We start from the raw sequence: 695 nt of genomic DNA on the forward strand, positions 1-695 counted from the left end.
TCTGTGATTATTGATTAATGATGCCATGGGGGTCGTAGTAACCCCATGGCACTGTTAAGATACACATGCGCTTGTGTTTATCACTTCGTGTACCACAACGCATGTGTATCTTAACGTTTGTGGCCTGCAAACCATAGATAACGATGATGACGTTGAGGTTTTGAAAAGTAATAATTCGGGTGCATATGTGTAATTTCTTCATGAATTTGAGGTTCAATCTTTTTTAATATATCGTGAGCTTGCTGTTTCCGGGGAATTTTAATTGCCACACGGACTTCATTTTGACGAACATCAACGAGCGATTTTCCAACCATTTTATTAAAGTATTGCTGGACAGAATTTGTTTTACTTTTGCCGTTATTTTGCCAATCCTGAGTCGTGTCTGTGTCAACATCTTGTTTAAGATAATGTCGTAAAACCATTGTGTGATAAACAGATTTGATATGATTCGTGAGTTGATCTTTCAATAAACGAATCATTAAATCGATAACTATTAACATCAATGCTAAGACTAATAAGTAAAATGTAAGTTGATATACACCATTTGAAATGATTGTGATATAGTGTGTGACGTTTCGCGTATCGATAATATCAATTTGAGACACAATAAAGTTTAATAGGACAAAGAGTTTACTAACCATAACTGTCAAAATAGCGAACAGGAACAAGTAAATGATAATATCATACACACGCAT

The 695-nt window shown here is 34.7% G+C and carries 1 protein-coding gene; it reads right to left on the bottom strand.

Going from position 1 to position 695, the window contains the following annotated elements:
- Nucleotides 1-110: 110 nt before the first annotated feature.
- Nucleotides 111-695 (bottom strand): hypothetical protein (locus HMPREF2663_RS08660; RefSeq protein ID WP_002511328.1); only part of this gene is annotated, 585 nt, incomplete at its 5' end.

It is taken from the genome of Staphylococcus sp. HMSC077D08 (genome assembly GCF_001837945.1).
Classification (GTDB): domain Bacteria; phylum Bacillota; class Bacilli; order Staphylococcales; family Staphylococcaceae; genus Staphylococcus; species Staphylococcus epidermidis.